The 24,600-nt window shown below is 41.1% G+C and carries 17 protein-coding genes; 7 read left to right on the forward strand and 10 right to left on the reverse strand.

Annotation, left to right across the window (positions count from 1 at the left end; translation table 11 throughout):
- Positions 1–2,829 carry an excinuclease ABC subunit UvrA gene (gene uvrA / locus ACZMIG_RS08615; protein WP_302697577.1) on the forward strand — a complete coding sequence of 943 codons (2,829 nt, stop codon included), beginning with the start codon at positions 1–3 and terminating at the stop codon, positions 2,827–2,829.
- A gap of 503 nt (positions 2,830–3,332) precedes the next feature.
- Here uvrA and ACZMIG_RS08620 read toward each other — a convergent pair.
- From ACZMIG_RS08620 to rpsF, 6 genes are all read right to left on the reverse strand, one after another.
- The gene (locus ACZMIG_RS08620; RefSeq protein ID WP_021854622.1) at positions 3,333–4,370 is read right to left on the reverse strand and encodes a porin; all 1,038 of its coding nucleotides are present in this window, start codon (positions 4,368–4,370) and stop codon (positions 3,333–3,335) included.
- Between the two features lie 160 nt (positions 4,371–4,530).
- The gene (locus tag ACZMIG_RS08625) at positions 4,531–6,690 is read right to left on the reverse strand and encodes a TonB-dependent receptor (protein ID WP_418874513.1); all 2,160 of its coding nucleotides are present in this window, start codon (positions 6,688–6,690) and stop codon (positions 4,531–4,533) included.
- Between the two features lie 179 nt (positions 6,691–6,869).
- Positions 6,870–7,775 carry a helix-turn-helix domain-containing protein gene (locus ACZMIG_RS08630; RefSeq protein ID WP_487889426.1) on the reverse strand — a complete coding sequence of 302 codons (906 nt, stop codon included), beginning with the start codon at positions 7,773–7,775 and terminating at the stop codon, positions 6,870–6,872.
- A gap of 280 nt (positions 7,776–8,055) precedes the next feature.
- Positions 8,056–8,595: a 50S ribosomal protein L9 gene (gene rplI / locus ACZMIG_RS08635; RefSeq protein ID WP_125104404.1), complete on the reverse strand. Its 540-nt coding sequence runs from the start codon at positions 8,593–8,595 to the stop codon at positions 8,056–8,058.
- Positions 8,596–8,613: 18 nt separating this feature from the next.
- Positions 8,614–8,883 (reverse strand): 30S ribosomal protein S18, encoded by a 270-nt coding sequence (gene rpsR, locus ACZMIG_RS08640; RefSeq protein WP_021854625.1) that lies wholly within the window; start codon positions 8,881–8,883, stop codon positions 8,614–8,616.
- Positions 8,884–8,886: 3 nt separating this feature from the next.
- Positions 8,887–9,231, reverse strand: a complete 345-nt coding sequence (gene rpsF / locus ACZMIG_RS08645) for a 30S ribosomal protein S6 (protein ID WP_021854626.1) — start codon at positions 9,229–9,231, stop codon at positions 8,887–8,889.
- Between the two features lie 226 nt (positions 9,232–9,457).
- Here rpsF and ACZMIG_RS08650 point away from each other — a divergent pair, with 226 nt between their 5' ends.
- Positions 9,458–9,637 carry a hypothetical protein gene (locus tag ACZMIG_RS08650; protein ID WP_021854628.1) on the forward strand — a complete coding sequence of 60 codons (180 nt, stop codon included), beginning with the start codon at positions 9,458–9,460 and terminating at the stop codon, positions 9,635–9,637.
- A gap of 155 nt (positions 9,638–9,792) precedes the next feature.
- Here ACZMIG_RS08650 and ACZMIG_RS08655 read toward each other — a convergent pair whose 3' ends face one another.
- From ACZMIG_RS08655 to ACZMIG_RS08670, 4 genes are all read right to left on the reverse strand, one after another.
- A complete protein-coding gene (locus ACZMIG_RS08655) occupies positions 9,793–10,362 on the reverse strand; it encodes a hypothetical protein (protein WP_418874515.1) in 570 nt (189 codons plus the stop codon).
- Between the two features lie 142 nt (positions 10,363–10,504).
- The gene (gene rprY / locus ACZMIG_RS08660) at positions 10,505–11,203 is read right to left on the reverse strand and encodes a response regulator transcription factor RprY (protein ID WP_021854630.1); all 699 of its coding nucleotides are present in this window, start codon (positions 11,201–11,203) and stop codon (positions 10,505–10,507) included.
- A gap of 8 nt (positions 11,204–11,211) precedes the next feature.
- Positions 11,212–12,771 carry a sensor histidine kinase gene (locus tag ACZMIG_RS08665; RefSeq protein ID WP_418874516.1) on the reverse strand — a complete coding sequence of 520 codons (1,560 nt, stop codon included), beginning with the start codon at positions 12,769–12,771 and terminating at the stop codon, positions 11,212–11,214.
- A 396-nt stretch (positions 12,772–13,167) separates the two neighbouring features.
- Positions 13,168–15,330 carry an elongation factor G2 gene (locus ACZMIG_RS08670; RefSeq protein ID WP_021854632.1) on the reverse strand — a complete coding sequence of 721 codons (2,163 nt, stop codon included), beginning with the start codon at positions 15,328–15,330 and terminating at the stop codon, positions 13,168–13,170.
- 158 nt (positions 15,331–15,488) lie between these two features.
- On the opposite strand from ACZMIG_RS08670, the gene hemW reads away from it, so the two are divergent.
- From hemW to ACZMIG_RS08695, 5 genes are all read left to right on the forward strand, one after another.
- Positions 15,489–16,613, forward strand: a complete 1,125-nt coding sequence (hemW, locus tag ACZMIG_RS08675) for a radical SAM family heme chaperone HemW (RefSeq protein ID WP_443982741.1) — start codon at positions 15,489–15,491, stop codon at positions 16,611–16,613.
- 912 nt (positions 16,614–17,525) lie between these two features.
- A complete protein-coding gene (locus ACZMIG_RS08680) occupies positions 17,526–19,487 on the forward strand; it encodes an ABC-F family ATP-binding cassette domain-containing protein (protein WP_487889427.1) in 1,962 nt (653 codons plus the stop codon).
- A gap of 34 nt (positions 19,488–19,521) precedes the next feature.
- Positions 19,522–21,561 carry a M13 family metallopeptidase gene (locus ACZMIG_RS08685; RefSeq protein WP_053398084.1) on the forward strand — a complete coding sequence of 680 codons (2,040 nt, stop codon included), beginning with the start codon at positions 19,522–19,524 and terminating at the stop codon, positions 21,559–21,561.
- Between the two features lie 211 nt (positions 21,562–21,772).
- The gene (gene metA, locus ACZMIG_RS08690; protein ID WP_418873915.1) at positions 21,773–22,690 is read left to right on the forward strand and encodes a homoserine O-acetyltransferase MetA; all 918 of its coding nucleotides are present in this window, start codon (positions 21,773–21,775) and stop codon (positions 22,688–22,690) included.
- Entirely contained in the window at positions 22,683–24,554 is a 1,872-nt protein-coding gene (locus tag ACZMIG_RS08695; RefSeq protein WP_418873914.1) for a peptidase U32 family protein, read from the forward strand. The genes metA and ACZMIG_RS08695 overlap by 8 nt, the downstream gene beginning before the upstream one ends.
- Positions 24,555–24,600 lie beyond the last annotated feature (46 nt).

The raw sequence follows: 24,600 nt of genomic DNA on the forward strand, positions 1-24,600 counted from the left end.
ATGGATAGAGAAGATGAAAAGATAAACGTGTGGGGAGCACGCGTACACAATCTTAAAAACATAAACGTAGAAATTCCGCGTAACAGTCTTACTGTTATAACCGGACTTAGCGGTTCAGGCAAGTCATCACTTGCCTTCGACACCATATACGCAGAAGGCCAAAGACGGTATATCGAAACGTTTTCTGCCTATGCACGCAACTTCCTTGGCGGAATGGAGCGTCCTGACGTTGACAAAATTACTGGATTAAGTCCGGTAATAAGCATCGAGCAGAAAACTACAAACAAGAACCCAAGATCTACTGTAGGAACGACAACAGAAATATATGACTATCTGCGCCTGTTGTACGCACGTGCAGGTATTGCATACAGTTATGCAACGGGTGAAGAAATGGTGAAATATACGGAAGAAGACGTGCTGAAGATGATCCATACAAAATACGACGGAAAGAAGATTTTCATATTGGCTCCTCTTGTACGCAACCGTAAAGGTCACTATCGCGAACTGTTTGAAAGCATGCGCAAAAAAGGATACTTGCATATCAGAGTAGATGGTGAGGTGAAAGAAATTGTCAGAGGAATGAAAACTGACAGGTACAAGAACCACAACATCGAGGTTGTCATAGACAAACTGCAAGTACAGGACAAAGACGACGAACGGCTGAAAAAGAGCGTTGCAGCAGCAATGAAGCAAGGCGATGGGCTGCTCATGATTATGGAAAAAGACACAAATGAAGCAAAATATTACAGCAAAAGGCTAATGTGTCCCACTACAGGTATGTCCTACGGAGATCCAGCCCCTAATAAATTCTCATTCAACTCACCCGAAGGCGCATGCCCGCGCTGCAAAGGGCTCGGCTATGTAAACGAAATTGACATCAACAAAATTATGCCGGACATGAAGCTGTCAATAAAACAAGGAGGCATAATTCCGCTAGGAAAGTATAAAAACCAAATGATATTCTGGCAAATTGATGCAATTCTTGAGAAATACGGCTGCGACCTTAACACGCCAATAAATGAGATTCAAGAAGAAGCCATGAACGAGATATTATATGGCTCACTAGAACCCGTACGCATAAGAAAAGAACTTGTCCATACATCAAGCGACTATTTCGTTGACTTCGACGGCATTATAAAATATCTTCACAATGTCATCGAAAATGACGATAGCGCAAGCGGTCAAAAATGGGCCGATCAGTTTCAGACTGTATGCCAATGTCCTGAATGCAACGGACAAAGACTTAAACGTGAGTCGCTTTCATACAAAATATGGGACAAGAATATATCTGAAGTAGCAAACCTTGACATAAGTGAACTCAAAGAATGGCTTATCGAAGCAAAAAGGCATCTGAACGAAAGACAAACAAAAATTGCCTCGGAAATCATTAAAGAAATTATAACAAGAATCGACTTCATGCTTGAAGTTGGACTCGACTATTTGTCACTCAATAGACAATCAGCAACGCTTTCCGGTGGAGAGAGCCAGCGAATAAGACTGGCAACACAAATCGGGTCGCAACTTGTGAACGTACTTTACATATTGGACGAACCTAGTATTGGATTGCACCAACGTGATAATGACAGACTTATAAAATCACTGAAAGAACTACGCGACCTTGGCAATACTGTTATTGTTGTTGAACACGACAAAGACATGATGCTCAGTGCAGACTATATTGTAGACATAGGTCCAAAGGCAGGACGCAAAGGCGGAGAGGTTGTATTTCAGGGTAAGCCTGATGAAATGCTGAAACAGCACACCATTACCAGCCAATATCTCAATGGAGAGATGAAAATAGAAGTTCCTGCCGAAAGACGTAAAGGCAACGGAAAATATATAATATTAAAAGGTGCATCGGGAAACAACCTTAAGAATGTTGATGTCGAGTTTCCTCTCGGCAAGCTCATTGTCGTTACTGGAGTGAGCGGAAGCGGCAAATCAACATTAATTAATGAAACGTTGCAACCTATACTGAGCCAACACTTCTATCGTTCGCTCAAAAAGCCGATGCCATACAAGAGCATTGAAGGCATTGAGCATATAGATAAGGTGGTGAATGTAGACCAAAGTCCGCTCGGAAGGACACCACGTTCAAACCCGGCAACATATACAGGTGTGTTTAGTGACATACGCTCACTTTTCGTAAATCTTCCTGAAGCGAAGATAAGAGGCTACAAGCCTGGCCGATTCTCATTTAACGTAAAAGGCGGTAGATGTGAAGCCTGTGGCGGCAACGGATATAAGACAATAGAAATGAGATTTCTGCCGGACATAATGGTACCATGTGAAGTATGCCACGGAAAACGATACAACAGGGAAACTCTTGAAGTGAGATATAAAGGCAAGAGCATAGCAGACGTACTTGACATGACCATAAATCAGGCTGTAGAATTCTTCGAAAACATTCCTGACATTTTACGAAAAATAAAAACAATACAGGATGTAGGACTTGGGTACATTAAACTCGGACAGCCCTCAACGACGCTTAGCGGAGGTGAAAGCCAACGAGTGAAACTGGCAACAGAATTGAGCAAACGTGACACGGGCAAGACGCTGTATATTCTTGATGAACCAACAACAGGTCTGCATTTTGAAGATATACGCATACTGATGAACGTACTTCAGGAGCTAGTCGACCGCGGCAACACAGTCATTATTATTGAGCACAACCTTGACGTAATAAAGCTGGCTGACTATATAATAGATATGGGACCAGAAGGTGGACGCAACGGAGGTACAGTATTGGCTACAGGCACACCGGAAGAAGTGGCAGAAAGTACGAAAGGCTTTACTCCTCGATTCTTAAAGAAAGAGCTGCAGGCATAATAGAATTAAACATAAGGCAAGTCTGTCAATATATAATGATTTTACATTTTAATATTGAAAGACTTGCTCTTTTTGTTTAAAAGAACATGTATTTTTGAGTCATTGCCTATGCGCTGTCAGCCATTTCCAAACTATTACAATCTGCATCATTATTTACGAGCAATACTTAACTAAAGGAAAAGACGCATATCTTTAGTCCAAAATTGATCTTTATTAAAATACCTCATTACAAGGCCTGAAGAACATTCGTAAATTACTGATAATCAGCGACAAATAACGTTCATTACAAAACATGGCTTTTTAAGATGCAAAAGACCATGTTTTATACTGCAAAACGCCACATATCATAAGGTAAAAAAGCACATATCAAAAAATCATACTGCATCAGTAGCAATAAATATCGCATACGTATAAATTTAAAAACCGCACAACACACCATATGGTGTTATTGCGCGGTACACTAACAATCCTATGTATTTTATTCTATAAAATCAGAAATTTAATCAGAATCTTGTCATTACTTCAATTACAATTTTATCACGTTCTGATGGTTTAGCAACAGCTCCAGAACGATAGAAATACTTCTCATAGTTGAGACGAATATCTGAAATAAACGGCTTAGCTATACTAAAGGTAAGTCCACCAGTAATTCTTGAGCGCTGATAGTCGTTTATCATCAATGATCCTTCTGTATTCTCCTCACCGTCAAGATACCGCATACCATCACTATGATCACTCATATAATCATAACGCAAAAGTGGCGAAATCTTTGTAAAGAAACACTTGCGTAACGGAATATCATAGTTAACAAACGCATCAAATGCATGCACGTTCTTAAAGGCATTATCCTCATAATGCTTAAAAAGATATTCTGCCTCAATATGCCAGCCATGTGCATGATAATAAGCACCTGCATCATACATCATAACCGAAATATGGTCAGGACGGATTTTCTGCGTACTAAGAGTAATATTAAAGCCATTAGGAATAAAGATTTGAGCCTTAGCTGAAAAATTAATATTGTTTGTCCAGAAATCCTTCTGATTCGTTAATCCAGAGCCGTTAAACATTCCGGCCTGAAGAATAATTGGAATCCCGACATTAAACGAATAGCCTAAAGTTGCACCAACATCACGCACATTACCTACCTGCTTAGCAATAAAAGATCGGTTAGCAAAATACTGCTGATGAGGAGAACGATGGGCATCAATTGTAAATGGCACACGCATCTGTCCTATAGTAAAATCAAATCCTCTAACGGGCTTGATTTTTGTATATGCATCAAGCATCTTTATCTGTCCCTCATCCGACAAGTCGATCTCTGCTTTATATTCAACAGCTTTTGCCACTTTTCCTTCAAGACTGACACGCGCGTTTCTAACTTGAAAACGTCCGTCTCCTTCTTCCGTCTGATATTCATACTTTCCGCGTATGGTGCCGTGCACCTTCGGAGTAAGGTCGACCTTATCTTCTTCTTGAGCGTGTAATGGCAAACCAACACACAAAGCCAACAATGGCAAAATCAGTTTCTTATTATTCATACAATTACTTATTTTTTTTGCAAAATTAAGCATTATGTGTTACAAAAATATTACATAGCAATTAAAACGCTTGTAACATCCTATGCCATACATCAAAACGAATTATAAAATCAACTAAACACAGCAAATAATATTCTGTAAAAACAGTATATTCTCTTATTTAATTTCCTTTTATTATACCTGTATCATTATCTTTTTTATTAACTGTATACTTCGGACTTTCATATTTACGGCCTTTTGAAAAACGCCAGCTTAAATTAAAAGTTAGCATATTTCCCATATCACCATTAATAAGCTTTTGCGTCTTTCCTACATATCTGTTAAGCAAATATGCTTTATTAGAAAGCATATCGTTCTGAAAACCATTCTGCCAGATTAATGAAAAGATGAAATCTTTATACTTATATGATGCGACAAGACTGTAAGTACAAATATTTGTAGTACGGTTTTCGCCCTCAAGAAAACTCCATCCGTTACTTGCATCAGCAGAAAACGTAAAATCACCCAAATATGCAGTAGCCCTGAATGCACCATTAAACGAAGAATAATGATGTTTGTATGTATTTCCATAATTGAAGAAACGGAAAAAGCCACCTGTTGCAGCAAACGTAAGTTTGTCAGAAACAATAGCAAAACGAGTATAGCCATTGACATAAAACATAGAAATCCGGCGCTGATTCTCACGGGTAAAAATAAAATTTGTGTTTCCGCTTTCATCAATCTCTCTATTAATCTGAGACATAACGCAATGATAATTATTACGATACGACGTTTCTATTTCTGCATAAAACGAGGGCAATTGGCACGACAAGGTAAACGACTGCTCCAATACACGTGCAGGAAACAACGCAGAATTACCTCGGGATACTTCTAGCTCATTATTTCTCACATCAACATCTCCCAAATATTCAAGACGTGGAGGATTCTGATACATACGCAGATAATACCTTAATTTAAATTTTTCCAAAAACGGATAAGCAAGAGAAAGCTCCGGACGCCAAAGCCAATATTCATAAGCATCATTAGCCTGATGATAATACAGACGACTTACCCCTGCACCAAAGGTATATTCTAATGCCGCCAAATTACCTTTTATCTGCGCATAAGCATAGACTTGTGAATTACGTATAGTATTTATAGCTTCTGCATCCCCAAGATATTTATTACTAATATATTTCTGAAAATATTGTATACCCGATGAAAAAGTCAGCAGACGCATTCTGTTTTCATATATACCTTCAGCAAAAAGCGACCAGCTGTCACCATCAGAAGTATAGCTATAAGGTGATTTCCCATCATAGCTCCATGAATAAGAAGCGTCGCTATATGTCCCTGTTGCATTTATTGTTACAGACTGATTTCGGCCTATATTCTGATTATAATAAAGATCCAGGACAGGAGAAAAAGATTTGTCAGACGAATTTATCCCGACAGTATCACATTCTTGATTTACAATATTTTCCCTTAAAGTATAATCATCAGGACAATTCGATAAATCTGTGCCGAGTGTAGCCTGAAAGACATATCGTCCTGTCTCTGAAAAAGAATATTTTAATTGTAAATTATGACATATATTTTTTAGTCTGCGTTCCTTATCTCTTCGCGTTATATAATAAAAAGAATTATCAGGCATAAGATATTGGGCCGTTTCTTCATAACGTAACTTTCGTTTGTCTGAAAAATCCAGCCAATAACTCAAAGATATTTCACTCTTTCCAAAATTAAATTTTGCGAACAAATTATCCGAACAATTAAGATATGTCAAAGTATGTGTCAGGTCAGCTCCTATGGCATAACCACTAACAGCTTTTTTCACAACTATATTAATTACGAAACCTACATTCTGACCATATCTTGCTCCCGGATTTCTTATATATTCAACATATTTCACAGCACTTAAATCTATTGATGACAAATCGTTTGCAGTTGCTTCAATATCGTTAATACGTACCTGAACGACTCCCATATTATTAGGCGCCGAAATAGTATGTGCCACTTCATCAACAGAAATAAGTGGTAAAGCTAACTTTGACAAAAAGCTATAAGCCGTTGAAGAATTTTCTTTTTGTTTATCTGTAGGAAAAATTCTTAGTGTCCCATTAGTATTTACAACACGAGAACTTTTTACAACGACCTCATTCAAGATTAAAGAATCAGATACAACGATGTCATTATCATGACTATAATTATGATAACTGATATCTTTGTCTGCAACAACACATTTCGTTTTAACACTGTCTTTCTTTGCTTCTTTATAACTTTGAGCCATTGAAAAACATGAAAACATTAATAAAACTACAGATAATAACGTCTTTTTCATCTTTAAGCTTTTTCGCACAAAGATAAATCAGGCGTTAGACAAAAGAATATTTTTACACTGACAACTTACTGACATTTACCTGACAGTCTATAGGTCAAGACATCAGAATCTTGTAATAAACTATTAATCAATGAATTACGTCAAGCTAAAAGATAAAATAAAAACTTCTATAACACACTTTAGTCATCAACGCGCAACTTATATGCGCGTCCGCGTTCTACTTCTATTTTCAAATTACTGTTAGCCTCAACAACAGACTTCAGTCTTTTAATCATTGTATAAAGTGTTTCGTTTGCATTATCTTTCCCTGGCCACAGAGCATTACAAATATCAGTTTTAACAAGCCTGTGCCCGTCTGCTTTAAAAAACATCTGCATCAATTCAAATTGCATCGGCGTCAAGTTAATCTCTCTGTTATCTGCACCATAAAATGTTTCCGACTGCTTATTATACAACATATTGCCTACTGATATAATACAAGAGTCGTCATTTTTAGCACAAACGCATGCAGTATCATTACTTTCAGCAAAAGATACACTATACAAAAGCTCTTTCTTCTTAAAACAAAAATAAGTAATGCTGCCCCAAATCAAAGATAAAAGCATTAAGGTTATCGGCAGTTTCTGATCAGAAAGACTCAATACCATGAAAAAAGAACACTCTGCATAACCGCGCATGGCAACTGATCCGTTACAGTATTTCAACGAAGCAGGATTTAATATTATTGTATCACTGCATATCCCATTCGGAATATATTTTGAGTTATGCGCAACGAAATTTTCAGGCACTATGTCGAACGATATATATGCCCTGTTGCGTAATTCAGGTATAGAAAGTCGTTTATTGAAAAGTTCATCATTAATCAATAATGCCACATGACCAGATGTCGTATTCTGTAACTGTTTATACGCCTTTATTGTATCTGTTGCCAACCATGCGCCACCCTTTACAGCAATGGTATGAGCTAAGGCTTGATTCAAATCATCCTTAATCAAGTCTTCTGTACTAAGATATCTGTCCGTTCCGGTTACAACAGATGACAGCAACAATACAAAGAATACTACAATAGAGAAATATGACTTCATAACCCAAATTATTATAACTTATGCCTCTTAATACAAAAATACAACAGTCTGGCAATGACATGCAATATTATATGAAATACAGCATAAGCCAAGCTGCGACACTTATGCAAAGATACAAATTTACAAGCTATAATACAAGAGCTATAACATGTTTTTCATAACACGGCAAATTTAATTTTAGCATGAATTTTTATATAAAAGTAATATTGTATAAAAACAAAAATCCCGGTGCTTAAAAGCAACCGGGACTTTTATATAAAACTGCTTTACAGTGCGAAAATTACTCTTCTACAGTTGTTTCTTCTGCCTTGGGAGCCTCTTCAGCTACTGTTTCAGCAGGAACTTCCTCTGCCTTAGGAGCCTCAACCTCAGGAGCTGCATTCTCAGCAACAACCTTTACAGGCACCTCTACGAGAACTTCTTTGTGGAAGTGTACGGTAGCAACAAAGTCACCTACCTTCTTAGCATCGTGCATTGTAACAATCTTACGATCGATGTCAAAACCTTTCTTCTGAAGCTCAGCAGCTACAGTTGCGGCATTAACAGAACCATAAGTTACACCATTAGCACTTACCTTCATCTCTATAACAAGAGCAACATCTTTCAGAGCCTCAGCCTTCTTCTCAGCCTCAGCCTTGATAGCAGCAAGTTTACGAGCCTGCTGTTTCAAGTTCTCAGCCAATACCTTCTTTGCTGAAGGAGACGCTATAACACCCTTGCCCTGAGGTATCAGGTAGTTACGGCCATAGCCGGCTTTAACATTAACGATATCGTTCTTAAATCCTAAGCCGATAATATCTTCTTTCAGTATAATTTCCATTCTGTCTCCTCCTTCAAATTATTTCATCAAATCGGTTACATAAGGAAGCAGAGCTATCTGGCGTGCACGCTTAACAGCCTGAGCCACACGGCGCTGATACTTAAGAGAAGTTCCTGTGATACGGCGGGGAAGTATCTTACCCTGCTCGTTCAAGAATTTCTTAAGGAACTCAGGATCCTTATAGTCAATATACTTTATACCGCTCTTCTTGAAACGGCAATACTTCTTTTTCTTTGTATCCACTGAAGGCGGAGTCAAATATCTGATTTCTGATTCTTGTGCTGCCATAATTTAAGCCTCCTCTTTTTTAGCGTATTTGTTTCTTCTCTTCTCGGCATACAGTACGGCATACTTGTCGAGCTTAACTGTCATAAAACGGATTACCTTCTCATCACGACGGAATCCAGTCTCGAGAGTGTTAATTACATTAGGCTCAGCCTTGAACTCTATCAGGCAATAAAAACCTGTAGATTTCTTCTGAATAGGATAAGCCATCTTCTTCAGTCCCCAGGTCTCCTCATTCAGAATTTCCGCACCTTTGTCAGTAAGCAGATTTTTGAATTTAGCGACCGTTTCCTTCATCTGTTCATCAGACAAAACGGGAGTTAAAATGAAAACGGTTTCGTATTGATTCATACTACTTTAAAATGATTAATTTGTTTATTATTTTGCAAAATGCGGTGCAAAGGTACGCTTTTCCGCTGATATATCCGACATTATTAATGTATACAATTGCAACATTTAACTTTATTTCACCTTTACATGCCTTATTTTGCCAATCTTTCATATACAAAGCCTTGCTTTATTGATTTTTATCTGTATTTTTGCACCTATAATATTAAGATCATAAAAAATTATTGATATGAAGAAATACGTACGCTTTTCAGGACTGGCAGCCATGTATCTGGGCGTCATTCTGCTGATTGTCGGCTACGCTTTCTGTTGGACCGACAGTAACGCATTCATCATCTCGGCCTTGACTCTGGTGGTGTTTGGAGCAGTTGGGCACGTGTATCTTCTGAAAAAGGAAAGCAAATATTAAACATACCGGAAACGCGACATTTCGCAATTAATGCCATTTTACATTGTAAAAGGCCATAAAACGCGAAATAAAAGACATCTTTTTGACTGCGAAACTGTATTTTTTTACAAACCTCTAGCTATCAGCACATTACACATCTGGCAATTATGCAGGCCTCAATAGTCGGAAATCTGCACACACAAGAACACCAATATAAGTACCAACACAATAATCAACCAATAGAGCATTTCACTTTTTCTATTGGCCGAAGTCTGCTCCTCATCGAAAATTTCGGCATTATTACTATATTCTAAGATAGCACGTTTCAAACTACTCATTCTGAAAGCCAATTCAAAATCCTTAAGATCTATATCATGATACTTACTGTTGCTGTTTGACAATTTTGTAACGACAACAAGCCTGCGCACCGGCATTGAATAATAATGCCACCAGTCAATATAGCATCTGCTCACCTGTGACCATGGATAATCGTGCTTGGTTATCTTAAATAAAAAACGTTCATAATAATGAATACCTCGTGAATCAATTACAATTTTCTGCCTACGTATAAACAGACTCAATACAACAGAAAATATTACAAGTATGAATATAACTACGGAGATTGCGACATACCATGGTTTACAATAGCCGTCCAACAAACCGCCAGCCAAAATAAGGCAAAAGCCCAATTCCAAAACCGAGGAAGCGGGACTTTCAGTAATCACATACCTGTCAACAAGTTTCATAGTCAATTTCTGTCGTTTCTGCAAATATATAATTTTATTATATAAAAAACAAATAACTTATAATAATATAAAAAAAACAATCCTCAGAGCCGGTATATTCGGTTCTGAGGATTGTTTTATTATTATCGTTCAAGGCTTATGTTTATTCTTGCTCAGGAGTGATGAGCTTGTATCCCTTGCCGTGAATGTTGATGATTTCTATCTGGTCGTCGTCCTTAAGATGTTTACGCAACTTTGTAATGTAAACGTCCATAGAGCGTGCGTTGAAGTAGTTATCGTCAATCCATATTGTCTTCAGTGCGAAGTCACGCTGCAGAATCTCGTTAGCATGAGAGCACAGAAGAGCAAGAAGCTCATTCTCTTTAGTTGTAAGCTTTGTCTGCTTGTCGTCAATGGTAAGCAACTGTTTCTGAGTATCGAAAGTAAAACGTCCGATATGATAAACAGTATTTTCTTTGTTTTTCTTACCACGTACACGACGCAGGATAGCCTCTATACGGAACACAAGCTCTTCCATTGAGAACGGCTTTGTGATATAGTCATCAGCACCAATCTTGAATCCCTCAAGAATATCCTCTTTCAATGTTTTTGCCGTGAGGAATATGATTGGAATTTCAGCATTGGCCTGTCTTATTTCCTGAGCCAATGTAAATCCATCTTTCTTTGGCATCATAACATCAAGTACACATATATCAAACTTGCTCTTCAAGAAAGCTTTATATCCTGCGTCACCATCAGGACAAAGTTCTGCGCTATAACCCTTTGCCTGTAAATATTCGCGAAGGAGCATACCTAAATTCTCATCATCTTCGCATAAAAGAATTTTCAATTTCTCATCCATAGTCTTTCTTATTTTTTAATTATAGGTAATGTTATTATAAAATTCGTTCCTTTTCCTTTTTCGCTTTCTGCATGTATTTCACCCTTATGCAGTTCTACGATTTTCTTTACATATGCCAAGCCAAGGCCAAAGCCTTTGACATCATGCACATTTCCGGTATGAACACGATAGAACTTCTCAAAAATCTTTTTAAGATTCTCTTTTTTTATGCCCAATCCGTTATCTCTAACCGACAAATAAAGATGCTCTTTGTCATTCCATGTATTAATAAACAATTCTACCGGTCGCTCAGGATCACGATATTTAACAGCATTGTCCAACAAGTTGAAAATAACATTTGTAAAATGCATCTCGTCAACATAGATTGTCGGTTCCGTTGCATTCAGTTTTGTCGTTATATGCCCTCCTGTATGTTCTACACGCAATGTAAACGTATTAGCAACATTTTCAGCCAACTCATTCAAATTAAGCTCTTTCTTTTTAAATATGGCTTTCTTGCGGTCAAACATTGACATCTGCAACACCTTTTCTACAAGGAAGCGTAAACGCTTCGACTCGTCATTAATAACTCCTCCCAGATGCTTCATCATAACAGGACTCTTAGTTACGCTTTCATCATTGAGCATCTGTGCAGCAAGAGAAATACTGCTTATAGGAGTTTTTAATTCATGAGTCATATTGTTTATAAAGTCATTCTTTATCTCAGTATAACGTTTCTGCCTGAATATAACTACGATTGTAAAAATAAATGTCACCAGCAACACAACAGTAAACGCAATAGAAGGAATCATAAAACGTACACTGCTGAAAATATAGCTGTTCATATCAGGAAAGTGTATCTTGACAATTCCAGCCTTCGATGAAGGATCATTTCTGAATAATGCCTGCGAATAAGTATATTCCTCACCTTCATCCGTATAGTCAGGACATCTGTATACTTCTCTTCCGTCTTGTGTCGAAACCGTAAAATGATAGGCAATATCAATACCATTGTTCATCAGTTCCGTCTTAATGTCCTGATCAAGCATCTTGAAGTTTATACGCTCCTTCAACGGTTTTTCTGAAGCAGTATAAAGTATGCTGTAAACGACCTCGTCAAGCAAAGCTTTCTGATAGATATAACGGTTTTTCACAATTTCCCTCATTGACTTTGTTGCCTCTGATATCGAGTTCTTGTCATTACGCAGAATCATCGCTTTGGGCATTGTGGACGGTTTCATTGTTATCGTTTTTAATTCAAAAGACGAATACATCGTACCGTTTTTATCAACAACAGAGTATTGATGTGAATGCTGGACAGTGCCGTCCATTTCACCCGAACGAGTTCCAACCGAATCTTGTTTGAATGCACGGCGTTCTGTCGCGTTAACATCCTTCTCAAGATACCTTAATGTCTCATTCAGTTCCAAGTTACGGGCAGCCTGAGACAGAGCCTTTGTTACAGACTCGTCAAACTGTTCTTTCTTCATGTGCACCATCTCTTCAATATATTTTATTTGCATAAAGAGCAGCACAAGGAAAGAAAGTCCCATCACGATTGCTACTGTCCAAATTGTTGCTTTTTTCATATTGGCAAATATATGGTAAAAATAAATAAAGCCAAATTATTTTGTTAATTAATTATTCAAAATTTATCTATATTAACCAAATAACCATACTATAATTGATAATTATCAAGTTAAAGGCCTTCACAAAAGTTCTTGCAATTAAACAGAACAGCATGAAGAATAATTGTAAAGAACTATAAGGTTATATATAGTGCTATGACATTCATGACATACCAAGGAAACTGCATTATATAAAAAGAATAAAACAGACTTTATATACAAGCAGGAAACGGCATAACACTTATAAAAATAGCAAGATTACAATAAGCTATAATTTTTCAAACAAACTATTCAACATGCAATATCAGCATAAAAAAACAGCCGTGGGATTTACTCCACACGGCTGATTCATTATTGTTATTCGTCTTTATCAGCAAGTTCTGCCTCATGCTCTTGTATCAGAGCCTGTTGTATGTCGTTAGGAACAAGCTCGTAACTTGCAAACTTCGTGGTAAACGAAGCACGTCCGCCTGTAATAGAGCTCAGCGAGATAGAATAGTTTGCAAGTTCCTTCAAAGGTATCTTGGCCTGCAGTTTCTGATAACCGGCTTCGCTGTCCATACCCATGATGAGGGCACGACGTCCCTGCAAGTCGCTCATGACATCACCCATAAAGTCTGCCGGAACATAAACCTCAAGGTCGTAAATAGGCTCAAGAATCTTCGGACCAGCATTCTTAAATGCATCAGAGAAGGCATGGCGGGCTGCCAACATGAACGAAAGTTCGTTACTGTCAACCGGGTGCATCTTTCCATCATAAACAACAACACGTACGTCACGTGCGTAGCTTCCAGTCAGAGGTCCCTGCTCCATACGCTCCATAATACCCTTCAAAATAGCAGGCATAAAGCGTGTATCAATAGCACCACCGACAACAGAGTTGATGAACACAAGCTTGCCGCCCCACTCCAGGTCAACAACTTCCTTACTCTTGATGTTCATCTTGAACTCCTGACCGTTAAACTTGTACATTACAGGATCAGGCATACCTTCTGCATAAGGCTCAACAATAAGGTGAACCTCACCAAACTGTCCTGCACCACCCGACTGTTTCTTATGACGATAGTCTGCACGTGCAGCCTTAGTGATGGTCTCACGATAAGGAATCTTGGCATCAACAAACTTAACCTGCAGTTTCTCATTATTCTCAAGGCGCCATTTTAGTGTACGCAAATGGAACTCACCCTGACCATGAACTATTGTCTGCTTCAGCTCCTTGCTCTGCTCTATTACCCATGTCGGATCTTCCTGTCTCATCTTCAACAAAGCAGCCATCAGTTTTTCTGTGTCAGCCTCATTGACAGCCTTAATGGCACGAGAATACTTAGAGTTAGGATATTTTATGAAGTCGAATCTATTATCACAATCCTTTCCATTAAGAGTGTTGCCTGTCTTCACGTCCTTCAGCTTAACAGTACAGCCAATATCACCGGCATTAAGACAGTCAACAGGCTGACGGTTAGCTCCTGCACAAACATAAATATTTGCAATGCGTTCTTTTGAGCCACGGTCGGCATTGCTTAAATCGTCTCCGGCCTTAACGCATCCGCTCATAACCTTGAAGTAAGAAACTTCTCCGATATGAGGCTCAACGCCTGTCTTAAAGAAGTAAATAGATTCAGGTCCTGCACTTTCTGCAGCAACTTCCTCACCACGTGTGTTATGAACCTTAGGCATTTCGCTTACAAACGGAACTACGTTGCCCAAGAATTCCATCAGGCGGTGAACACCCATACTCTTTCCTGCGCAAACACAGAAAACAGGGAATATAGAACGTGTAACCAATCCCTTACGTATACCTTCACGCATTTCATCCTCTGTGAGAGTTTCCTCCTCAAAGAATTTCTCCATCAGAGTTTCATCGTTCTCTGCAGCGGCCTCCACAAGAGCCTTATGAAGTTCCATTGCCTTGTCCATCTCCTCTGCCGGTATATCCTCTATGATAGGAGCACCGCCTTCGGGCTTCCAAGAATATTTCTTCATCAGAAGAACGTCAATAAGGGCATTAAAGCCTGGACCTGTAGTTATCGGATATTGTATCTGGACGCATTTCGGACCATAAATGTCCTGCATGCTGCTTATTATCGAATCGAAATCACACTTATCGCTGTCAAGCTGGTTTACAAGGAAGATAACCGGCTTCTTCAGCTTCTCAGTGTATCTGAAGTTATTCTGTGTGCCAACTTCAGGACCATACTGACCATTGATTAATATAACAGCCTGGTCAGTAACGTTAAGGGCTGTGATGGCGCCGCCGACAAAGTCGTCAGAGCCCGGGCAATCTATGATATTAAGTTTTTTATTGTTCCACTCTACATTAAAAACAGTTGAAAATACCGAGTAGCCGTATTCTTGTTCAACAGGGAAATAGTCACTTACTGTGTTTTTTGCTTCTACAGAACCGCGGCGCTTAATCAGTCCGCTCTCATATAACATAGCTTCGGCAAGAGTAGTCTTGCCTGAGCCCGCACTGCCAAGCAAGGCAATGTTTTTAATCTCGTTAGTTTGATAAACTCTCATATTATTATAGATTTAAGTTAATAACTTATGTTGGCCTCTAAGTTACGATTTTTTGCGCAAACAAGCAAAAGAAAACACAAAAAAGCGTCAAAAAATTAAAACATATTAGTAATTTTGCATTAAAATAAAGAAAACGAAACTGAAACATCTAATAAACAATGGCCGGCATATACATCCATATACCCTTCTGCAAGAGCCGCTGCATTTATTGCGGTTTCTACTCGACCACACTTCTTGACTTACGCAAGAAATACATAAATGCGGTTTGTCGCGAAATGGAATTAAGGAAAAACTATATCCGCGAACCATTCTCCACTATATATCTTGGCGGAGGCACGCCTTCGTTGCTGGACGAGGCTGAACTTACCAAACTGTTTCTATATATAAATAATGTGTATGACGTGGATAGAAATGCCGAAATAACAATGGAGTGCAACCCTGATGACATCACTCCGGAGTTTACAAACATGCTAAGCCGCCTGCCTATAAACCGTGTAAGCATGGGTGCGCAGACATTTGCAGACAGCAGACTCCGTCTTCTACACAGACGCCACAACTCTGACGAAGTGAAACATGCCGTAAAATTGCTGAGAGAAGCAGGCATCAAAAATATAAGCATCGACTTGATGTTTGGATTCCCTGACGAAAGTTTAAGCCAGTGGAAGGAGGACATATCTGCCGCTTTGGCTCTAAACGTAGAACACATCTCGGCATACAGTCTTATGTATGAAGAAGACACGCCATTGTGGAAAATGCTCGACACAGGCAAGGTAAAAGAGATTGACGAAGAACTGAGCCTGACAATGTTCAAAGAGCTTGTATGCCAACTTACGGATGCCGGATATGAACATTATGAAATAAGCAACTTTGCACGTCCTGGATATCGCTCACGTCATAACAGCAGCTATTGGCATCAAGTGCCATATATCGGTCTTGGCGCAGCCGCTCACTCGTTTGACCTTAACTCCAGACAGTGGAATGTGGCCGATTTAAAACTATACATCGAGGAAATTAATAACGGCATCATACCTATGGAGCGTGAAGAACTAGACAACGACACAACTTTCAACGACATCATAACCACTGCCCTACGCACATCAGACGGGATTGATCTAAATGCCCTGGAAACACGTTTGGGTAAAAGATACAGAAACACGCTTATTTCTGCCGCCGGCAAACATCTTGAGCAAGGACTACTTGAGATACGGCACGACCGGCTAAGACTTACAGCCGAAGGCATCTTTATCAGTGACATGGTGATGAGCGACCTTATGATTGTTTAGTCATGCATTCTCATGTGGCAACCGGTAATAATATTAACGAAATTATGGCATAAACAAAACTTAAGCATTTTCATATGTTCCTACGTGGACAAAACAATAAGATCATAATATACCATTTCAGCACCTTGCAAAGCAACGTGCTGCCAATTTACTAAAAGACATTACAGAATGTCACTGTTATTTTGTATGAGTTTTTAGCTAAAATAGAAACAAGATGAGACAAAAACAGTCGGAAAACAGTAAACAATATTTACAAAGTCTGTAAAAAGCTATGTTTTATGATGCAAAAAGCATCGTATTACACCACAAAACACTATGTTTTTAACGTTCAAAAACAAGTCTTTTTCCTATCAAAAAACAGCTTATTATAACTGTTTTTACATCAGTTTTCATTGCACACAATCCAGCATCCTCGCATAGTCCATTGTAATACAGCAACTTACGGATGCACACGAATTATGCCAATTTTCACGTCCAAATGATTTTATTTTCAAAACAACTCAGTCTGAAGAAGTCTGCAAAAATCAAATTGAAAGAAAATAAAGGACAAAAGAATCAAAAAGTAAAATCGAGCAGGAAGTCCTGACAGCCAAAAGCTCTATGCGACATAAACCATTATCATAATTAATGATATAAAACATCAACATGCAAACATATTCGGCATGTATAAAAGAATGGCAACCAACTATTACTAAAGTAACGGATTACATACGACAGGCCTTTACATATACCATTTTGGACAGACAAAAAGGAAGCTTTAAACTGGCGAATGTTCCTCATAGCGGCATCCTTTTTCTTGCTATTGTTTGGTTTTAAAGATAAAATTATTTAATTTTGCCACCTAAAGCAATAGTAATACGCAGAATGAGCCTTACACGGCTGACAAATAGTAAGCGTAAAGAAACGAAAAGAATGATTTCAGTAGAAGGACTAAAAGTAGAATTTGGCGTTAAGCCGCTCTTCAGCAACGTCAACTTCGTTATTAACGACCGCGACAGAATCGCGCTGGTCGGAAAAAACGGAGCAGGCAAATCTACCATGCTGAAGATTCTCTGCGGCATGCAAAAGCCAACTGCAGGTGTCGTGGCTGTACCAAGTGGAACAACTATAGGCTATCTGCCGCAGGTGATGATTCTTCAGGATGACACAACAGTACGTGAAGAGGCGCGTAAGGCTTTCGCAGGAAATACGGAAATGAAGGCCAGGCTCGACAAAATGAATCAACAGCTGGCTGAACGCACCGACTATGACAGTGATGAATATATGGCTCTAGTGCAGAAGTTCACCCAAGAGCACGAAAGATACATGATGATGGGCGCAGAGAACTATGAAGCAGACATAGAGCGCACATTGACAGGTCTAGGATTTGAGCGTTCAGACATGTCACGTCCTACAAGCGAGTTTAGCGGAGGATGGCGTATGCGTATAGAGCTGGCAAAGATTCTTTTGCAGAAACCCGACGTTTTATTGCTCGATGAGCCTACCAACCATCTCGACATAGAGAGCATACAGTGGCTCGAACAGTTTCTTGCACAAAGCGCAAAAGCCGTGGTTTTGGTAAGCCACGACCGTGCATTCATCAACAATGTGACCAACCGCACGCTCGAAATAAGCTGCGGCAAGGTGGTTGACTATAAAGTGAAATATGACGAGTACGTGAAGCTCAGAGCCGAACGACGCGAGCAGCAACTGCGTGCCTACGAGAACCAGCAGAAGGAAATAGCCGACATAAAAGATTTCATTGAACGCTTCAGGTACAAGCCCACAAAGGCTGTACAGGTGCAGAGCCGCATAAAGCAGCTCGAGAAGATTGTGCCTATAGAAGTTGACGAAGTGGACAACTCGGCAATGCACCTCAAGTTTCCCCCATGCCTGCGCAGCGGTGACTATCCTGTAATATGCGATGAAGTGCGCAAGGATTATGGCACTCATACCGTGTTCGACCATGTAACACTCACAATAAAACGTGGCGAGAAGGTGGCCTTCGTAGGAAAGAACGGAGAAGGAAAATCAACACTCGTGAAATGTATAATGAACGAGATTCCATACACCGGAACGCTTAAGATTGGCCACAACGTTCAGATTGGCTATTTTGCCCAAAATCAGGCACAGCTGCTTGACGAGGAGCTTACGGTGTTCCAGACAATAGACAATGTAGCCAAAGGAGACATCCGCCTAAAGATTAACGACATTCTCGGAGCTTTTATGTTCGGAGGCGAAGCATCTGAGAAGAAAGTGAAAGTGCTCAGCGGTGGCGAACGCAGCCGACTCGCAATGATAAAGCTCCTGCTCGAACCGGTTAACCTGCTGATTCTCGACGAGCCGACTAACCATCTCGACATGCCGTCGAAGGATGTCCTAAAAGAGGCCATCAAAGCTTTTGACGGCACGGCCATCATAGTAAGCCACGACCGCGAGTTCCTCGACGGACTGGTAACCAAGGTCTATGAGTTTGGAGGTGGAAAAGTAAGAGAGCATATCGGCGGAATATACGACTTTCTACAGACTCAGAACATCGACTCACTCGACTCTCTTGGTCATCACCAAGCAACGACAACGATACAACAGCCTGCAAGCTCAGGAAACTCAACATGCAATGAGCAGCAACAGGCTGAAAACTCGGCCAAGCAATCGTATGAAGAACGCAAAGAGCAACAGAAAAAAATACGTAAGGCTGAAAAGGCCGTAAAGGACTCAGAAACAAAAATCGAGACGCTTGAAAAGCGTCTTAAGGAACTCGACGAAATGCTATGTCAACCCGAAAGGGCCAGTGACATGAAGTTGATAAACGAATATACATCTGTAAAGAAAACTCTCGATGAAGAAGTTGAGAGATGGGAGCAGTTGTCGGAAGAACTTGAAAAATATATGTAACAGACAAATACCATCAACTTAAATTAAAAAAATTATGAAAATGAAACACATTATCCCAGCAGTGCTATTTGCCTCTGCCTCACTGACAGCAGGCGCACAGGCACAGCTGACGTCGGGAATCGACCTGAAGAATCTCGACAACAGTGTCAGACCAGCTGATGATTTCTATCAGTACGCATGTGGCGGATGGATGAAAAACAATCCGCTGCCCGCAGCTTATTCACGCTTCGGAAGCTTCGATCAGCTCGGACTCGACAACAACAAACGCGTTAACACAATTTTGAGCGACCTGCTGAAGAAAGAATATCCGCAGGGCACCACAGAGCGCAAGCTAAGCGACTTCTACAAGCTTGCAATGGACTCTGTGCGCCGCAACAAAGAAGGCGTAAAGCCTGTTATGCCGCTCATAAATGAGATAGAAAAGGCCAAGACCGTGGCTGACCTCCGCAAGGTGCAGCTTAAATATGCTACATTCGGCTATGGAGTGCCTATGGGCATCGGATTTGGAGCTGATGAAAAGAACGCCACAATGAACATCCTGAATATATATCAGGGTGGTATATGCCTCGGCCAGAAGGAATATTATCTTGACACAGACCCTGCAACAACAGCCATAAGAGAGGCTTACAAGAAGCATATTGAGCGTATGTTCAAACTCTTTGGTTTCTCTGACGCTGCAGCCAAGAAGAAGATGGAGAGCATCATGAAAGTAGAAACTGCGCTGGCAAAGGTTTCTAAGTCAAGCACAGAGCTGCGTGACGTTGCTGCCAACTACAACAAGATGACTATTCAGAACTTTGAGAGCAACTATCCTCACGTAGGCTTAACCCAACTTCTGAACGCAGAAGGCGTAAAGAGCGAGTACTTCAAGGAACTCGTTGTAGGTCAGCCTGCTTTCGTAAAGGGTGCAGACAAGATTCTCTCTGAGATGACAGCAGACGAAATGCGTGCTTATATGGAATGGGATGTTATCCTCTCAGCAGCAGGCTACCTGAGCGATGACGTAATAGCTGCCAACTTCGACTTCTTCGGAAAGACAATGTCTGGCCGTAAGGAAGACCATCCACGTTGGAAGCGTGCAACAAGTCAGGTAGAAAGCCAGATGGGTGAAGCTCTCGGCAAGATGTATGTTGAGCGTTACTTCCCCGCATCTTCAAAAGAGCGTATGGAAAAGCTCGTAAAGAATCTGCAGATTTCTCTTGCTGAAAGAATCAAGGCTCAGGACTGGATGAGTGACGACACCAAGAAGGCTGCACTCGACAAACTCGACGCTTTCTACGTAAAGATCGGTTATCCCAATAAATGGAAAGATATGTCAGGCCTGACAATCGACCCCAAATTGTCTTACTATGAGAACGTACAGAACTGCCGCAAATTCTGGAACGAGTGGGACATCAACTATCGTGCAGGCAAACCGGTTGATAAGGATGAATGGTTCATGACACCTCAGACCGTCAATGCATACTATAATCCGACAACCAACGAGATTTGCTTCCCGGCAGGAATCCTGCAGCGTCCTTTCTTTGATCCTGAAGCAGACGACGCATTCAACTATGGTGCCATCGGTGTTGTTATTGGCCATGAGATGACTCACGGATTCGACGATCAGGGACGCAACTATGACAAGAACGGAAACATGATTGACTGGTGGACAGCCAGCGACGCTGAAAACTTCAATAAGCGTGCACAGGTTTGCGTTGACTTCTTCTCTGCAATCAAAGTTCTGCCTGACCTCAATGCCAACGGTAAACTCACACTTGGCGAAAACATTGCCGACCACGGCGGTCTGCAGGTTTCATACAATGCATATAAGAACGCCACAAAGGACGCTCCTCTGAAAGAGATTGACGGCCTTACAGCCGACCAGCGTTTCTTCTTGGCTTATGCAGGCGTATGGGCAGCAAACATTACAGAAGAGGAGATACGTAACCGTACAAAGAGCGATCCTCACTCTCTCGGCGAATGGCGCGTAAATGGTGCACTGCCACATATCGACGCATGGTACGAAGCTTTCAACGTTAAACCTACAGACAAGCTTTATCTGCCGGCAGACAAACGAGTAAAACTTTGGTAATTTCACCTCAGTGGCAACATCGTTGAAGACATGTTGAATTAATCAAGCCTGAAAGCAGGCTGATATCTTATAGCCCCATGGAAACTTTCCCATGGGGCTTTTTTATATGACAAACTTCATCCCCACAAAAGTTTTTCGGTGCCAATCATACGCTATATCGTTTTTTTTATGTAAGTTTGCCACACGTTAATGAGAAAGAGAGAATAAAAAGATGCCATTACGAATACCAGACAAGCTGCCGGCAATAGACATTCTTAAGAAAGAGAATATCTTTGTCATGGACAGTTCCAGGGCTCACACGCAGGACATACGCCCTCTGCACATCGTCATATTAAACCTCATGCCTCTGAAGATTACGACAGAGACCGACTTGATACGTCTGCTGTCGAACACACCACTACAGATGGATATAACCTTCATGAAGCTTAAAAGCCACACACCGAAGAATACTCCAATCGAGCACATGCTGGCTTTTTATAAAGACTTTGACGTTCTGAAAGACAAAAAATTCGACGGAATGATCATTACCGGTGCACCGGTTGAGAACTATGCCTTCGAAGAAGTGACATATTGGGAGGAAGTAACTAAAATTTTTGCATGGGCACGCAATCATGTCACCAGCACATTATATATATGCTGGGCTGCACAGGCAGGGCTCTACTATCATTATGGCATACCCAAATATCCACTGCCAAAGAAGATGTTCGGTGTGTTCAAGCAACACACACTCATGCCGCTTTTGCCCATATTCAGAGGCTTCGACGACTTTTTCTACATGCCACAGAGCAGACACACAGAGATACGCAAACAAGATATTGAGACAACTTCAGGCTTACAGCTCATAGCCGAGTCAGAAGAAAGCGGTGTAAGCATAGTGATGGCCCGCGGCGGAAGAGAGTTCTTCATAACAGGTCATCTCGAATATTCACCTGATACACTCGACAAAGAATACCGCCGCGACATAGGCAAGCGTGACGATGTGGAGATGCCTATAAACTACTATGCAGACGACAACCCGGACAATCCTCCGTTGGTGCGCTGGCGGGCTCATGCCAATCTCCTTTTCAGCAACTGGATTAACTATTACGTATATCAAGAAACCCCTTACGACATAAACAAAATTGAGTAAAGCTATAGAACTTTTGGCTCCGGCCAAAAACCTGGAATGCGGCATAGCCGCCATCGATCACGGAGCAGATGCCGTATATATAGGAGCGAGCCGCTTCGGAGCAAGAGCCGCAGCAGGCAATACCCTCAGCGACATCAAGGCACTGTGCGAGTATGCCCACACGTTCATGGCCAAAGTCTACGTGACTGTGAACACCATTATCTATGACAATGAACTTTGTGCCACCAAAGAGCTTATATCGCAACTATATGAGGCTGGTGCAGATGCCATATTGGTACAAGATATGGCTCTAGCCTCAATGATTGCCTCAAGAGACGGACTTCCGCCTATACCCATCCATGCCAGTACGCAGACTGATAACCGTACAGCAGATAAGGTAAAATGGCTAGCCTCACAAGGATTCAGCCGTGTCGTACTTGCCCGTGAACTCTCGGCAACAGAGATCGCACAAATTCACAAAGCCGTGCCGGACGTCGAACTCGAAGTGTTTGTCCATGGTGCCTTGTGTGTAAGCTATTCAGGACAATGCTACGCTTCGCAGTATTGTTTTGGGCGCAGTGCCAACAGGGGCGAATGCGCCCAGTTCTGTCGCCTAAAATTCGATTTAGAGGATGAACACGGCAACGTCATTGAACGCGGACGCCACTTGCTGTCACTCAAGGACCTATGCCTCATAGACCGCCTTGAGACACTGCTCGACAGTGGAGCTACATCGCTCAAGATTGAAGGCAGGCTAAAGGATATAACATATGTGAAAAACGTAACTGCAGCCTACAGCCGCAAGCTTAACGATATAATAGCACGCAGCAACGGACGCTACTGCCGCGCTTCGCTCGGCCGCAGCAATTATACTTTTGAACCAAATCTTGATAAGACATTCAGTCGAGGCTTCACCCACTATTTTGCAGATGGACGCAGCGCTGACATGAGTTCACCACTCACCCCAAAGGCTATAGGTCAGTATGTGGGCACGGTAAAGTCAATAAACCGCAACGATATTACCGTAGCTGGCACTGCAGCCTTTTCCAATGGCGATGGCCTGTGCTTTTTCAACGGAAATGACGAGCTGCAGGGATTCAGAGTCAACAGGGCACAAGGCAACACCATATTCCCTCAAAGGATGCCTTCCGGATTGAGTCGCGGCCAGGCTCTCTACCGCAACAGCGACCAAGCATTCGAGAAACTTCTTACGGGCAAAAGTGCCGAACGCAAGATAAACATAACAATGAGTCTGAAAGAATCTGCCCCAGGCAACATAATACTGACGGCAACTGCCGACAGTGTCAGTGCCATTACAGAGTTACAATGTGAGCCGCAAACTGCGCAGAAACCACAGACCGACAATATTGTGCGTCAACTTACACGACTTGGCAACACACCATTTAAGTGCACCGACGTGTCAGTTCCACAAGATGGAATAAAAACGTTTATACCATCGAGCCTCCTGTCTCACATGAGACGCGACATTATCCAAAAACTGGAGCAAGCCATCAGACAGGCTACAGCAGACGCACGCACGGAAGCAAGTAGCAAGGCGGCAAATACAAAAACAGAAAAAGGCGGCAGCAACACATATCCTGCAGCCTATCCGTATCTGTATAATGTTGCCAACAACAAGGCGGCAGAATTCTACAAGTCGCAACAAACTAAAGCGATACCAGCCCCAGAGATCAACATGCCGCCACATGCCCTGCTTATGCAGTGCCGCTACTGCCTGCGTCATGCCATGGGCATATGCACACGCCAAGGCGGACACCCACATAGTTTCAAAGGTCCCCTATACCTGCGCATGACAGACGGCCGCCGTTTCAAACTGCAGTTTGATTGTGCACGATGCCAAATGAACGTCATTGCCGACAAGTAGATTTAATCCGGTCTCCTTCCCGACAAGAAACACTCGCAATACATAG

The sequence above is a fragment of the Xylanibacter sp. genome (assembly GCF_057607445.1).